The following is a 13,552-nucleotide window of genomic DNA, read 5'->3' as shown; positions in this document are numbered from 1 at the left end:
ATGACACCCGCTATGAAGCTGAGAACAGCCGCGTGAATCGAACGGCTGAGCCCCATTAAAAATGGGGGATTACCGCAGCATCGGCCTGCGCCAGAAAGGTGCCTTTGTCGCCTTTGTTCAGGACGGGCATAGCCTCGCCACACAGGTAGGGTACCCGAACACGAAGCAGCTCATTTATATTATGACAGATGAAGACATTGATGCGTTCAAGGCACGCTTTACAACGATCACAATGCTGTCTGCTGAAACTGGGCAGCACCGAAACACAATTCGACACGCCTTGAAAATCGCAGGCATCCTTCCCTTCTTGCCGAGCAGCTAGGCCTATGGCGGGATCTACTTACGTGAGGATGCTGTTCAGGCTGTTTCTAAAAAGCATTTGAAAGCAGAAAGTTAGAGCAAGGCATTTGCTGCTCGTTACCGTCATTCTTTTCTGAGCACGGCCAATGTGAACAATTGCCTTAACAGCCAATTGGCACGATTTTGCCCAAAATGATCACTGTTATGCTGTAGGGACAGTGTAAGAGTGAAGAAGTGGCGATCCCGGGAGGACTGCCCAAAACCCGCTTTTTCCCTTTAAAATCAACGAAACGGACGGGACACAAGGGTGGCTTGAGGGGTGTTAGCGAACAATGGGTTAGTGGTCGAATTGGGACACAAACTCCCCCTGGCGGAGGCGAACTGCCTACACTTCAAAGAACAAAAATCCGCCAATACCCTAAATCCATAAACTGCCGAGGAACAGACACGGACCTACCCTGATGATGTTAGGCCGGTCTCAGCACCAGGTGGAGCTGCATCGGATCGTTCGGCCCCAGGTCAGACACCAAAACGGTGCCCGCGTCCGGTGCCACGCCCAGACCAAAGGAGATCACCGTGTCGCTGCCATGCTGGGCGTGGCTGGCCTGGATCTCCGGTAGGTAGTTATGGTTGGCCGCACCATCGCCTTTGCTAAAGACAAGCGCGCGCGCGCTCTTCGCATACTTATGGCGGTCCTTCGCGAGACGGGCGGCGTTCATCAGATCGTCACTATGGGTCATGTCTGAACTCCACTGTCCGCACCACGTCAGACAACGTGCCCGCCTCCCCTTCGGCGACCATGATAATCCTGTATGATGCGCCGTCGCTTAGCCTAGATCTGTCCACAGGTATGTCATTCACGCCAATTTCGGCGATTACCACGCCCCTGTCAGGCATTACATCCTGGGAATCACCATTCTGCGGCCCCGCCGCCCGCCCATCCGTCAGCCTGTGTTGGCGTGCGGCAACTGGGTTGGGCGTGTCGTCAATCTCTGTCACAGTCCAGTAAATGCGGGATGCCTCGGTCACGGTCGCCGTCACGGTGACGCTAGACCCATCCATTGACGCGGTGGAGCTTGTGATTTCAGGTGGCGTCACCGTGGGAGCTGCGCCCCATCCCATTGCGTCCCACCCTGCGGGGTCACTGGTTAGGTTCATTGGGTCTGACCACCCCGACCCTCGCATCAGGGCCGCCGATGCAAATGCTCGAATTTCATTTGGGTGATGGGAAAAGTTCACATGATCGGGCACGAAATAATTTCCTGCTGCGTAATGCTGCATGCTCTCTACAGAGCCCGCATACTGAGGGAACAGTTGGTCTATGCTGTCTGCCGCGCCGCTCGTCTGCTGGTCAAACTCAACCTCGTTTCCGCTGATTGTGAAAGCCTCATCTAAAAAGTGCGTGAATGCGATGTTTGACAGATCTGCCGTGTCGACGGTGTTGAAATCCAATCTCGACGCTAGCATGGGTAGCCCGGGCGGCGGCAGACACACAAACCCATCCATAGCGACGCTTTCGGCGTTTTGGAAAACCGCGCCATCATAGCCCGTAATGAAAAAGACGTCGTTTTCAATAACGACACGGCCCATCCTGCTATTGTCCGCTGGGACGCCAGTTCCATTCAGTCGATAACCTGTGGACGCGTACAGCCCCGCATCACTGATCATAACATTATATCCGGAGTGCACGTGCGCGCGGCGTCAATGCGGACCCCAGATCATGCTGGGACCCGATGTCAATGTGGGACTGCCCGACAGTCAGGTCGTCACGGTAAACTACAGTGTTTCGACTAAGTGTGTTGCCAAAAATGTATGACAGGGTGTCTGTTGCTGAGGTGTCTGAGAAGAAAAACCGAAAATGGTCCTCTGACATGTTGTGGAAATTACACCCAAGAATAGCGCCATTCGCAGCTTCAGTATTAATCCCACCATACAGGCCAGCAAATTCGCTCTTCTCGATTACATACGATCCGTTGTTTCGCGACCGCATCTTTAGATCCTGCCCCTCGACGGAGAAATCAATTCGCAACCACCACGATCCGAACCGGCAGGCTACAGCCTGCATGTGTATACCATCGGTCCCAACATCTACATAATTATTGACTGGAACTGTATCGTATGCGCCTGAATTCCCGCACCCGTGTATGTGCCATCCGACCATCACAGGAAAGGACCTGAGGCGAACTTGGCTAACTTTCGTGTATTCATCCGTGGGGTGCTGGGCCACAACCACGATGACAGTATTCGGGTCATCAATGCCAGTGCGAACGAAATTTGGAGCAGTGGCTTCATCTATGTGTGCCCCGGTATAAACGATTTTGTGATACTTCGGAGCGGTAACAGATCCCTGATCGTTGGCCGCAGATAGATACGCGGCTACCAATGCGGATTGATCGGCATTGGCGTCAACATTATCACCAACAGTTACATTGGTTGACCAAAGGTCTTGACGATCTATCGAAGTCCAATCAACGTTGCGCAGTGGATTGACCCCGGCATCCGCAATCGGCACGGGGAACAGGGCGTTGGGCCTAACGCCGAAGCTAACCACCTGATCCACTCCACCACGCGATATAGTAGCTTGCTCGAAAGGCTTAAACTCTAGAGGCTCACCCTCAATAACGCCACTATCGGGGTCAACGGACAGCCCGCGGGGCATCCCTGTCGAAGTGTACGGGCCAGCTGCAGCAATGTCTGCCAGCAGATTAGGTTCGACTCCACGGGTCAGCGTGTAGGACGCACCGGGGGCGATGACCTCTGGGCCACTTGGAGCAGTGTCGACAGGCACCACCGGCGGCGGGATATAGTCGCCAGCGGTGACGCGCGCGCCGATGCCCTGAACCAACGGGTACTGCCCCACATTAACGGGTAAAACATATGGCAACGTCTGGTCCTCATAGGTCCAGGTCACACCGCCATCAATCGACCAACGAAATTCGGGCATTTTAATTCTCCACGGTGACTGTGCCGTCTAGATTGCGGGTAGTTCTTAAGGACGGGGCTTCAAGGGCCTCCACGGTGACCGTGCCGTCCTGGTTGCGCACAAGGCGAGTGATCGCGGTGAACGGACGCAAAAGCAGAAGATTCGTGATACCGAGACCCAAACCTAACATCAGAGCCACCCAACGACATCAGCAGTGGTTCCTGTCTCATCAATCCCGACACCGGAGAAAGCAAACGTCTCACCAGCGAAAACGGGATAGACGATAGTTTCGCCAAGCTCGTCCCGTACAGCCAAGTTCCCCGTCGCGAGAACCCGGAGAACGCGGGGTCGAATTGGCAGGTCTTGTCCGTCGGCTGGGTCAATCGCGAAGTGCCGCACTCCGGGGCTGTCGAATTGGACGCCAACGTGGCCGAGATCTTGGAATTCAGGCATGTCTTTCTCCATTTGATTTGCGACGTGAGAACGCCGCGTAGATTTGTTCGGGCCAACGCAGCGGGCTGTCCAAAAAGAAGGCCAAAACCAACGCCCAGATCAGCCAGGGCTGGTTTTGGTAGGTGACAACGGTATCGATGGTTTCGGCGCGCACCTGCCGGGCGGCGCGCTCTTGGCGCACGTCGCCGGTCACGCGCGAAACCGACTGGCCTTGGTCTGTTTTGAAACCTTGCACGTTCTCTGCGCCCGCCTGCACATTGGCCGCGACATTCGGGCCGCCCAATTTAAGCGGCGAAACGCCACAGCCTAACAGCAGGAGGCACAGAGCTAGCGGGCGCATTACGCCACCCCTTCGACCGCGCGAAGACAGAGGTCGCGTTCCGACATTCGCCGGTTCGTGAGGCCCCGCACGACCCGCCCACCTGCACGGTTCCAGCGGGGCAGCTCGTTACACGCCCCCCGGACGTCCCCGACATTGGCCTTGCGCACCAATGTCGAGCGGCAAGCTGCGCCAACGCCGACGTTGTAGGCCCAAGAGACAAAAGCGATCTTGGCACCCACGGGCACCGACCCGGTCAAACAGCGGTCCAATTCGCGTTCAAACTCAAGGACCCGCGCACCCAACATTCGGTCGCACTCAGCTTTCGAATACCGGTCTATGGGGGTCACACCTTTTGTTTCGCCGTAGCAGACAGTCCAAACCCCTACGATGTCTCGGTAGGCTTCTGTTCGCAAACCCTCCCACTGTCCGACGAAAGAAACGGCCCCTGAAAGTGCAACACCGCCCGCCGCGAGCAAACCGACAGTTCGTTTCCGCACTGCACCACCCTCGTCGGTGAAAAACTGGCGTAGCGTCGGCAGGCTGTCCTGCAAAATCAGGCGGGCAGGGATAGCGAGTGTGTTCAAGAGCGCAGAAGCCGCAGCGAAATAGAGCGGAGGGACCCCTAACACCGAAGCGTCGATTGCGGCGAGAAAGGCGGCCAGTCCGGCGATCAATGCCGCCACAACCATGAGGCGGATCGACCACGCGGTCCGCGCCGTTTGTTTCCAGTCGTCTTGCAGTTTCATGGCAAATCTCCATGCCAAAAGAGCCCGCGTGCGGGCTTGTGGGGGTTATAGTCAGAGTTTTTAGAGGCTTAAGACTGCTCGAACGTCGCGCGCTGCTCTGGCGTCAATTTGGCACGCTCGATACGGGCCGCGAACCGAACCCGCCAGAAACTCAGGGCCAGGCCTGCCACACCGATGATGACGCCCAATCCGGCCGCGACATCTTGCGACCCGATCCAAGCGAGGACGGCAGCGATAGAACCGCCAAAGGTTCCCCAGTTCCCTGCGACTTCTGCGGTACGTGTCTCGACCAATGTTTCAAGAACTTCCTTCATTTCACCAGCCACATCTCTACGGTTTCACTGACGTCTTTCATCTTGATCCACCCCGGCGCGACCGGCTGTCCCTTGCGCAGGCGTAACTTTCCCATAAGGCCCGCACAGTCCCATTCCGCCCGATCTCTGCGGGGTGTGTATTCCCGATTTGGACCCCATTCGGGGTTCAGTACCCGGCGCTTGGCCACGGTCCTCTTCGCATCTTCTGGAACGGCAGTTCCATCTGGAAGGGCATCCGCAACGAACTGATAGTGTTCTACTTCACCCGTTTCACCATCCGTGGCTTCCCATTCGACAATTTCGTAATCTTCTAAGATTGGCGACCCAAAGTCGTCGCGCAGATACTTGTACATCCAGCGGTCAATGTCGGCGTCACCGACAACGGACGGGTTTGCCGAAATCACACCGAAAGGCACTTCACCCTCTTCGGCTGGCCGGATCTTATCCTCCACCAAAACAACCGAGACACCGCGCCGGTCATCTCCTTCGGGGTTGCCGTCCGCCCATTCAAAGAATTCAGCGTAGTCGGCACCGCCGCTTGACACATTGCCGTCCATAGCGAGGTCACCATTGCCCCGGCCAATAATCTCGACATCCGGACTTACTGCGTCATTGCTTATGCAACGGAAGAAGCTAAACCCGCTCGTTGCCGGTCTGCCATGGACGAGCCGAAAAGTATCATTGTTGTAGTTTAAATTTGAGCAGAAGACCCCGAGTTTATGGTTGTTGTTGGTGGCATCACCCGAAACATCCACTCTGCCGTAACTATAGAAATCCGCAGCGCCGCCGCCGTCATTCGCGATAATTCGGGCGCGGGCAAAATCCGCGATGAAGTCGGCGTGCCCTTCCCCATTTTCCACTCGGACGCGTGTGGAGCCTCCACCGCCTTGGTGCACATGGAGGTCGGTCAGCGGAGCCTGCGTCCCGATGCCCACTCCATCGGGTGTTAAATAGAAAACGTCTTGCCCGCCTACAGCGAAAGCTACAGCATTCTCGGATTTCCGGTAGAACCCCGTGTCCGGGTCGTCAGTGAAGGAATACGCGGGGAGAGCTTCTGTTCCGAAGACGCCGCGAACGGGCGCGCGGAAACCAACACTACCGCTCAGAATGTCGTTAATCGCCGCAGCGATCCCGTCAAATTCCTGGTCCATACGATCCGCGCGGATATTGACGTTGTTGTCGCGGTCAGTGCGCCAGTTGAACAGGCGCTGAAAAACGCCAGATGCATTGAAAGGCATTTATTTCTCCAAATTTTCAACGGAAAGGGCCGCGCCCGGTTCGTTCCAGGGTTGACTACATGGCGCTCGATCACCACTTTTGGGCCATGGATACGGTATTCCAAATCGCAGCAGGGGTGTTCTTGGGGGGCGTTATGTTAATGGCGTTCCGGGCCGGGATGGGCGAAGCTCGCTACCATGACGCCAGCGGGGACACGATGCCGTTGTGGGCTTTGCTCTGCGTGTGCGGCTCACTAGGGGCATTTGTCCTAATTATGGTTGGGTTCACCTAACGGACAGCTTCTACTGTGTTGGCCCCGCGTCGCGCCAAGCTCTCAATCAGTAGACGTTGCAGATTTCCAAGTTGAGGAACCGATTGGGCACCCCCGGACGCCGCCAACCCCCTCGCCAGTTCTGCGCTCTTTCGTGTTCCGCGTTCGGCAAGTTTCTGGGCGACTGTACCCGCGACTGGGACCGCCAACCCCCCAAGACCCCCCAGTGCCACCCCACCGGCGGTACCCGTGACAGCCAGTAGCGCGTTGCTTTGTTGACCAACGCCGACCCCGAGTTTTCCGACCGTTCGCGCCACATTGTTCAGCGTCGAGCCCCTAACAACGCGTTCCATGGCGGCGATTTCGTCTTTGGAGAACCCGCGCCGCTTGCGTGGGTTGTTCAGGATCTTTCGGTATTCCACCCTCAATCCATTCTCGAAGCCGCTGGCTTGGTTCTGGGCCGTTTCTGCGGCGTTGTCCAAAAGTTCAGTTCGGCGTAGTCGTCCCCAAAGCTCCCGCGCCTTGGCCACGTCCCGACCTAGTTGCGGGGATGCGGCGTCGACGACGCCGTCCAGATCTTCCACCAATCTCGAACCAATTGCCGCTTCCACCGGATTGCTTCGGTTCCCCGCGGGGACGGAAGCCTGACGCCGCAAAACATCGAGATCCCTGAACGCGATCTGGGGATTTTGGTTCGTGGCTTCGTCCAACACACGTGTGACGGCTCGGTCGGCTTGCGGCGTCAGCGCTTCGTCCAACCCGGCGCGTTCTGCCCGTTGGGCGATGCCGGTCGCAGCCGACGTCAAAGTCGCTCGATCCAACGCCGGGGCGCTATCCGCTCTCTCAAAGAGCTGACGGGCCTGGGATCGCAGAGCGTCGGTGCTCGGGGCGTTTCGGGCTGTACGACCCGGTGCCCGCAGTCTTGCAACACGGTCGAAGAGTTGCTTGGCCAACGTACCGCCGAAGGGAGCCAGGGCGCCGATACCCCCACTGATCGCGCCCGTAACTGCTGCGTTCTGTGCACGGTTTGTGATCCCACCTTCACCTGCACCAAAACCATATAGTGCTCCGCTCGCGGCTGCGACGCCCCCGCTTGCGGCTGCCCGGCCAAGGTAGCTGGGGCCGCGCAGTGCGCGGATCGCGGCGGCGGGGGCCGCGACTGCCCCGGCTACTTCACCCCCAATTGCGGCGACGGGAGCTTCTTCGCGCCCTTGGGTCAGCCGTTGGCGCTCTGCGGCCAATTCGGTTTCATAGTCGCGGCCAGATAACAGAGACGCCGCCCGCGCCGTAACCTCATCACTGTAGCCGTGCGAGACCCCTTGCAACGCGCCGCGTGCTGCGATCACGCCCGCACCCCCGGTGCTGACCTCCGGCGTCCACTCGCTGGCCTGGGCCGGGGTCGCCCCCTCCATGATCCGCGCAATTGTGTCCTGATCAGTGGTAGAAAAGCCCGGGCTCGCAAAACTCAAGGACCCGTCTGCCGCTCGAAAAACACGCCCCCCGTCAGCGGTGGTAGCGATAGGGGCGTTTTGCTGGGCCGTGCCTTGACGGCGCGCCTTTTCCCGCCGTGCCTTTTCGACCAAGGCCGCTCTCAGTGCATCGTTCATTGACCACTCCCGTTTGTCGCCAACCATGCGTCCAATTCTTCGTCCGACAGGCTTCCGAAGTCCGGTACGCCTTGGACTTGGTCCTGCAATCGGGCCGCGCTTTCTTCAAACGACGGGGCAGGACCGCCGCCACGTGCCTGTGCGCTGGCCATGCCTTGCTGAACAATGCGCTCGTAATCGCCCAAAGCTTCGAGGAACCCTTCTTCCGTGGACGACGTATTCATCCGGGTCACGGCAGCCGTCGCCGCTTGGCCTTCCGCATTCGAAAGCGCGCCAAGGCCTCGTAGGTTCTGGATCGCAGAAAGGAACGCCCCGGATTTTGCCTGATCCACTTTCAGTTGGAAGTCAAAACCCTTGGTCCCTGGAAATTGGTTCAGGATCGCGGTCTTTCCGGTACCTCGTTCGCGGTTCGGATCATCGCGGATGCTGTTGATCAGATCCAGCGCGTTTTGGCCTGTCTGGAAGTCCGCGTCCGCAGACGCGGTAGCCTCACCAGTGGCTTTACCAAGTGCGGTCCCGCGCGCCTGTTCAAACCCTCGAACCGATAGGTCCGGTTGGACGCCGTCTGGCAACGCGGTCTGTACCGCTTGGCCGTCTTTACTCAATTGAAGAATGACCGTGTTACCTTCCGCATCTCGGCCATAAACCGGCTGGATGCCCAAGTTTCCGGGGCGACCCCCCACCCCGTTCGGCTCGTAAATAACCTCACCCGATACCGGGTTCACGATCCGCCCGTCGACCTCGACGCCGCGAACGGGTTCAGGACCCCGCTGCCGCAACTGATCGAGCTGAGATTGATCAGTTTCCAGGCCCACCTGCGCCCGCTGGATCTGCAACTGGCGCAAGGGGTCCGCCCCCGATATCTGCTGTTGCAACAATTGCGCCAACACAGACCGCTGTTCATTGCTCGCGAACGGGTCAGCCGCGAGCTGTGCGAGTTCCGGGTTCACCCCAGCTTGCCCAGGGCCACCCCCCAAGTATCGTGCGGATCGTGTCGCTACGTGTTCCGGGGCCGGGCGTAGGAAATCGCGCAAGATCGCGTCCGCTGCACCGCCTGCGTCGTTGGCAGAGAAAATGGAACGGGCTGCGTTCGCTTCGGGGCCTTGAAGCTCTTGGACCAGAAAGTCCAACTGCGTGTCCAGATCCGAAACCGATGTGCCATTCTGCGTGGCGAACTGTTCCAATTGGCGGCGGCGCGGTCCGGTCCATTGCGCCAGACCGAAGCCGCCACGGCTGCCTGGAACCGTGGGGTTTTGCTCGTTTATGTCCGTGCGCAAGCCGCTCTCGTCTTGGAAGTTCATCACGAAACCGTCGGCAACATGTTCGGGTAGCCCGCGAGCGACCAACCCGTCGCGGACAGCGTTTGGTGAACCGCTGGCCCCCGGTTGTCGGCGTCCTGAACCGCCGAGTGCTGCGTTGAACCGATCATTGAAGGCGTCCCGCCCCTTGGTCTCTGCTGTGTCCACGCGTTTGCCTAACTGGCGGGCCGCGATGGCCTGACCGATCGCACTCAGCCCCTCACCAAGGTTTCTTGGCGTTTGAAGTGCTCCTTGCGTGAGGCGTTCCACCGTTTTGCGCTTGGATTGGATGTCCTCGTAGGACAATTCGGTACCGCCGCCGAAGATGAACTGGTCTCGGTTCGCCAGGATGTCGCGAAAGCTCATGAGGCCTCCTTGAGCGCTTTGTCATAGTTGACCATTTTCAGACCGTTGAATTCTGCGACCGCGCCCGGTTTCTTTTTCTCGACCTCCTGCGCCATGAGGCCGATCTGGGTTGGCCCGCCGCTCTTGTATCGGTATTTGTAAATCCCGAGGCCGTCATTTGTCTTGCCGAGTTTGTCGATGTCGGTTTTCGCACGCCTATCCGAAAGGATGAACGCGCTCCCGAGACCAGCAAGTCCGCCGATAAGGCTGTTTTGCTGACCGACCTGTGCCTGATAGTTCGCCTGCGCCGCCTGATTGGACGCGAAGTTGATACCAGCCACGTCCGTATTTGCGAGCTGCGCCGGTTGGGTATTCAGAAAGCTCGGCGTTTGCACTTGGGACCCCGACGACAGTGCGGAAATCTCGTTAAGTGTTTGGTTTCTTGTAGCGAACCGCTCTTGAAGCGCTGAGGCACGCTGTGCGTCCTGCGCGCCCGACAGGGCCAATCCCGCGTTAAAACGTTGCAGTTCGGCGGAGTTGTTCGCTTGGGTCGCCCCAGCCGCGTTCGCGAATTCTTGCTGTCGGGCGGTGTTTGTGAATTGGGCTTGCGCAGCGTTTTGTCCGAAACGCTGGGCCTGTGCTTCATTCGCGAAAGCGGACCGCTGAGCATTTTGTCCGAAACGCTGGGCCTGTGCCTCATTCGCGAAAGCGGATCGTTGAGCGTTTTGCCCGAAACGCTGGGCCTGTGCCTCATTCGCGAAAGCGGATCGTTGAGCGTTCTGTCCGAAACGCTGGGCCTGTGCCTCATTCGCGAAAGCGGATCGTTGAGCGTTCTGTCCGAAATTTTGGGCCTGTGCACTGTTTTCAAACTGTGCGCGCTGCGCCTCAAGTCCGGCAAGCCGTGACTGTTCCTGGCCCGCACCGAGAACAGCCGCCAATCGCGCGTCGTTCCGCTGGCGACCGAAATCTTCGAAAGCGTCAGAGAACGCCGCCGAGCCCCGGCGAATCCCTTGTGACGCTAAGCGCGCTTCGAGTGCCTCTTGGTCCCGCTCCAGCGAGGGGTTCAGCCGTTCGAGTAGTGCGTCTTCGACCCTTTGTCGATCTTGTGAAAAGTCGGTGCCGTATGTTTTGGTGATATCCCCCGCATTGGCGATCCCAGAAGTCACGTTCCCCGCATTGGCGATCCCAGAAGTCACGTTCCCCGCATTGGCGATCCCAGAAGTCACGTTGCCCGCGTTGGCGATCCCAGAAGTCACGTTGCCCGCGTTGGCGATCCCTGTTTGCAATCCCGCGCTGCTTTGCGTTTCTTCGAGGTCTGGCGTACCAAGCTTTCCGACACGTCCACGCTTCGGTAGATTGCGGGTGTTTATGGATTTACCCAAGACCCTACCCAACCGGTTGGATTGTTGTCTTCCCAGCTTCGCCAAGTTCAGCTGAGTGGTATCGTTGACCCTTTGGAGACGGCGCTGGCTACCCGAGAGAGTTTGTTCAGCAGTATACTGTGGGATGTTGTACACCTGACCGTTGTTCGGGTCGGTGTATTGCGTGGTCCCTGTCTGTTCGTAACTTAGGGAGCCGTAAGGGGTCACCTGGTTGATGTTGTTCAGAGACTGTTGCGCGATTGCCGTGCCGATGTTTTGTGCGGTCTGCGCACCGGCAGTGACGCGTGGGTCCGGCGGGGCCGGCGCTTTGGATTTACCCATTTTTTTCTCCGAAGAATTTTGAGTTTTGCCACGCTTCGCGGTCCAATACCGCGATGATTTCGGCTTCTCCGCGCGCTCGGATCTCCGGCACGTGGTGCTGGACGGCCCCGAGGCGGTCCCAAAGGCGAACCGCTCGCACATTTCTCTCAGAGTGGCGGGCGATCACGATCCGCACACCGACCTGCTCGAAAGGGTAGTGGAAGATTTCCCGCAAGTTCGACCGCGACAACCAGTCCGCCCGCTCCGCATACCCGGAAAGCTCAATTCGCCCTTCGTCCGGGTCAAAGTTGTGGTAGACGACGCCCGCAACAAGCCCCGCCTCGGGGGTCGCGAACCCAATGCCCGTCGCAGGTCCAAAAGTTTTTGCACCCTGCCATAGGCCGAATTCGACAAATCGAACGACGGGTCTAGGTGAGTCGAGAACCGGGATCAAACCACCGTGTCTCCCGTTGTGAACACCAAATCGACCGAGATCAGTTCGCAACCCAGTTTGGTCGTCGCGCCAGACGTGACCTGTAATTGGGCGGCCAAAGCGTACCCTTGGCCGCTCACAGCCTCCCATTTTTCACTTACTGACCAGTCGGTGTTGGTGGCTGCCCATGATGCTGCGTCCCACGCCGCCACGTCCCATTTGGTAGCCACACCGTTCTGCCCCTGTAAGCTGTTGGGCGCAGTGGGGAACCCGGTACGGTAGTCCGTGGTCACGCTCAATTTGGCGACGAACGGGGTGGTGTGCCGAAACACCCCCCGCATAGAATGTGCGGTTTTGAAAGCTCCCGGCGCGCCCAGATGGGTGAACGCCCAACACAGGGAACAGCTAACGACGGCCCCGTCATCGGTACCGCCTGTGTCCCCGCGCAGTAATCGGCCATCCTCGCCACCGAAATGTAGTTGGCCGGCCAAAACTCTTAGGTCATTCATCGACCACCCAAGAAATCGCGCCCAAGCTCTCGTTTCGAGGTTCACTACAAAAGCCTGGGGCTCCGCCCCGGCGTCCATAGGAGGGACCACCAGCGCCATATTGCGTTCGGCCCATTTCTCCACACGCCATGGCGTGCCGAACCCGGTCAGTTGAGCCGTCCGCCGCCATTCGTTGCCGATAGGGCGGGAGAGGGCCACGAGTTCAAGTTCTCCGACGTCTTTTTGAACCGCCGCAGAAACCGGGATCAACCCTGTTTGAGTGGCGATGATCAGATCACCCCCCACAGCAAGTGCGGCGTCTGGACCTAACGGGGTCCCGATGTCGTAGACCCCGGCGAATTGCCATGTGGCGGCGCTGCTTGGGTCACCTTGGTAGACCGCGAATTCACCGCGATCTGTCACGAACACGCAGCGATCACTGCTGTCGTCGCCGCTATCGTCAGACCAGGAAGCGCCAAATAGGAGGGAACCGCCCCTACGGAAGATCCCTGTCAGCGGTAGTCTCTCGGCAGGCCCCGCCACACTGTTGATGCCGAGGTACCAAGCGTTGAGAGAACCCCGTTCGATGTAGAATTGGCGGTTGTTGTAAGACCATACGTGCGCCAATCGGCGGGTGTCGACACCCGTAATGGAGAACGGTTCCGAAACGTCGGTAACTTGTTGCCAGTCCGTCCCGTCGTAGATTTGCAGGTGGTCGGCCCCGTTTACAACCGTCAGGTACGAGCCGCCGTCTGTTTGGGTTTCCAATTGGATGTAGGACCCGGAGGTCTGTCCCGAAACCTCGGGGTTCGTGAGCGTGGCACCCGTCGGAGTTTCGGGGAGGAATTCATAGATCGCGGTGTCCGTCGCGGCGAAGAATACGGGAGTTTCACCGCCTCGGTATTCAAAGATGGATCGGACCGCGCCAGGTACCGAGACCCGGAACTCGGAACCCCCGCGAGGTTCTACGCCGGTCGCCGTCGGCCAGAAATTGTCGAGCACCAACGCAGTGGTGGTGCCTTGCAACGCGAGGTTTTCGTTCGTCACCCAGCCGTCGATTGGTGCAGCAAACGTCTCGGTGCGCGCGGTCGGGGTTTTGTCACTCGGGGTCGCGACCCGGCCAGATGGGCGCACGCGAGATGGCTGCACACT

The 13,552-nt window shown here is 58.7% G+C and carries 14 protein-coding genes; 1 reads left to right on the top strand and 13 read right to left on the bottom strand.

What is annotated here, in order from left to right:
• Positions 1-61: 61 nt before the first annotated feature.
• The gene (locus KMP13_RS02400; RefSeq protein ID WP_215263981.1) at positions 62-322 is read left to right on the top strand and encodes a hypothetical protein; all 261 of its coding nucleotides are present in this window, start codon (positions 62-64) and stop codon (positions 320-322) included.
• 445 nt (positions 323-767) lie between these two features.
• On the opposite strand, the gene KMP13_RS02395 is transcribed toward KMP13_RS02400, so the two are convergent.
• The 13 genes from KMP13_RS02395 to KMP13_RS02335 form a co-directional block, all read right to left on the bottom strand.
• Complete coding sequence (locus KMP13_RS02395) at positions 768-1,040, bottom strand: hypothetical protein (RefSeq protein ID WP_215263980.1); 273 nt, start codon at positions 1,038-1,040, stop codon at positions 768-770.
• The gene (locus KMP13_RS02390) at positions 1,030-1,968 is read right to left on the bottom strand and encodes a hypothetical protein (protein ID WP_215263979.1); all 939 of its coding nucleotides are present in this window, start codon (positions 1,966-1,968) and stop codon (positions 1,030-1,032) included. Before KMP13_RS02390 ends, KMP13_RS02395 begins: the two co-directional genes overlap by 11 nt.
• Positions 1,969-1,972: 4 nt before the next feature.
• Positions 1,973-3,244 (bottom strand): hypothetical protein, encoded by a 1,272-nt coding sequence (locus KMP13_RS02385; protein ID WP_215263977.1) that lies wholly within the window; start codon positions 3,242-3,244, stop codon positions 1,973-1,975.
• A 168-nt stretch (positions 3,245-3,412) separates the two neighbouring features.
• On the bottom strand, positions 3,413-3,676 hold the full coding sequence (locus KMP13_RS02380; protein WP_215263975.1) for a spike base protein, RCAP_Rcc01079 family: 264 nt from the start codon (positions 3,674-3,676) through the stop codon (positions 3,413-3,415).
• Positions 3,669-4,016: a hypothetical protein gene (locus tag KMP13_RS02375; protein WP_215263973.1), complete on the bottom strand. Its 348-nt coding sequence runs from the start codon at positions 4,014-4,016 to the stop codon at positions 3,669-3,671. Before KMP13_RS02375 ends, KMP13_RS02380 begins: the two co-directional genes overlap by 8 nt.
• A complete protein-coding gene (locus KMP13_RS02370; RefSeq protein WP_215263971.1) occupies positions 4,016-4,744 on the bottom strand; it encodes a lysozyme in 729 nt (242 codons plus the stop codon). The genes KMP13_RS02375 and KMP13_RS02370 overlap by 1 nt, the downstream gene beginning before the upstream one ends.
• A 68-nt stretch (positions 4,745-4,812) precedes the next feature.
• Entirely contained in the window at positions 4,813-5,058 is a 246-nt protein-coding gene (locus tag KMP13_RS02365) for a hypothetical protein (RefSeq protein ID WP_215263969.1), read from the bottom strand.
• On the bottom strand, positions 5,055-6,296 hold the full coding sequence (locus KMP13_RS02360) for a peptidase G2 autoproteolytic cleavage domain-containing protein (RefSeq protein ID WP_215263967.1): 1,242 nt from the start codon (positions 6,294-6,296) through the stop codon (positions 5,055-5,057). Before KMP13_RS02360 ends, KMP13_RS02365 begins: the two co-directional genes overlap by 4 nt.
• Positions 6,297-6,564: 268 nt before the next feature.
• Positions 6,565-8,154 (bottom strand): hypothetical protein, encoded by a 1,590-nt coding sequence (locus KMP13_RS02355; protein WP_215263965.1) that lies wholly within the window; start codon positions 8,152-8,154, stop codon positions 6,565-6,567.
• Positions 8,151-9,818 (bottom strand): phage tail tip lysozyme, encoded by a 1,668-nt coding sequence (locus tag KMP13_RS02350; RefSeq protein WP_215263963.1) that lies wholly within the window; start codon positions 9,816-9,818, stop codon positions 8,151-8,153. The genes KMP13_RS02355 and KMP13_RS02350 overlap by 4 nt, the downstream gene beginning before the upstream one ends.
• On the bottom strand, positions 9,815-11,500 hold the full coding sequence (locus tag KMP13_RS02345; protein ID WP_215263961.1) for a tail fiber domain-containing protein: 1,686 nt from the start codon (positions 11,498-11,500) through the stop codon (positions 9,815-9,817). Before KMP13_RS02345 ends, KMP13_RS02350 begins: the two co-directional genes overlap by 4 nt.
• Positions 11,493-11,933: a GNAT family N-acetyltransferase gene (locus KMP13_RS02340; protein ID WP_215263960.1), complete on the bottom strand. Its 441-nt coding sequence runs from the start codon at positions 11,931-11,933 to the stop codon at positions 11,493-11,495. The genes KMP13_RS02345 and KMP13_RS02340 overlap by 8 nt, the downstream gene beginning before the upstream one ends.
• Positions 11,930-13,549 carry a hypothetical protein gene (locus tag KMP13_RS02335; RefSeq protein WP_215263958.1) on the bottom strand — a complete coding sequence of 540 codons (1,620 nt, stop codon included), beginning with the start codon at positions 13,547-13,549 and terminating at the stop codon, positions 11,930-11,932. The genes KMP13_RS02340 and KMP13_RS02335 overlap by 4 nt, the downstream gene beginning before the upstream one ends.
• Positions 13,550-13,552: the final 3 nt, after the last annotated feature.

Origin of the sequence: Epibacterium ulvae (assembly GCF_018678075.1) — a bacterium.
GTDB classification, from domain to species: Bacteria; Pseudomonadota; Alphaproteobacteria; order Rhodobacterales; family Rhodobacteraceae; genus Epibacterium; species Epibacterium ulvae_A.
The sequence above is the reverse complement of the archived record's forward strand: the minus strand, read 5'-3'. Positions and strand labels throughout refer to the sequence as shown.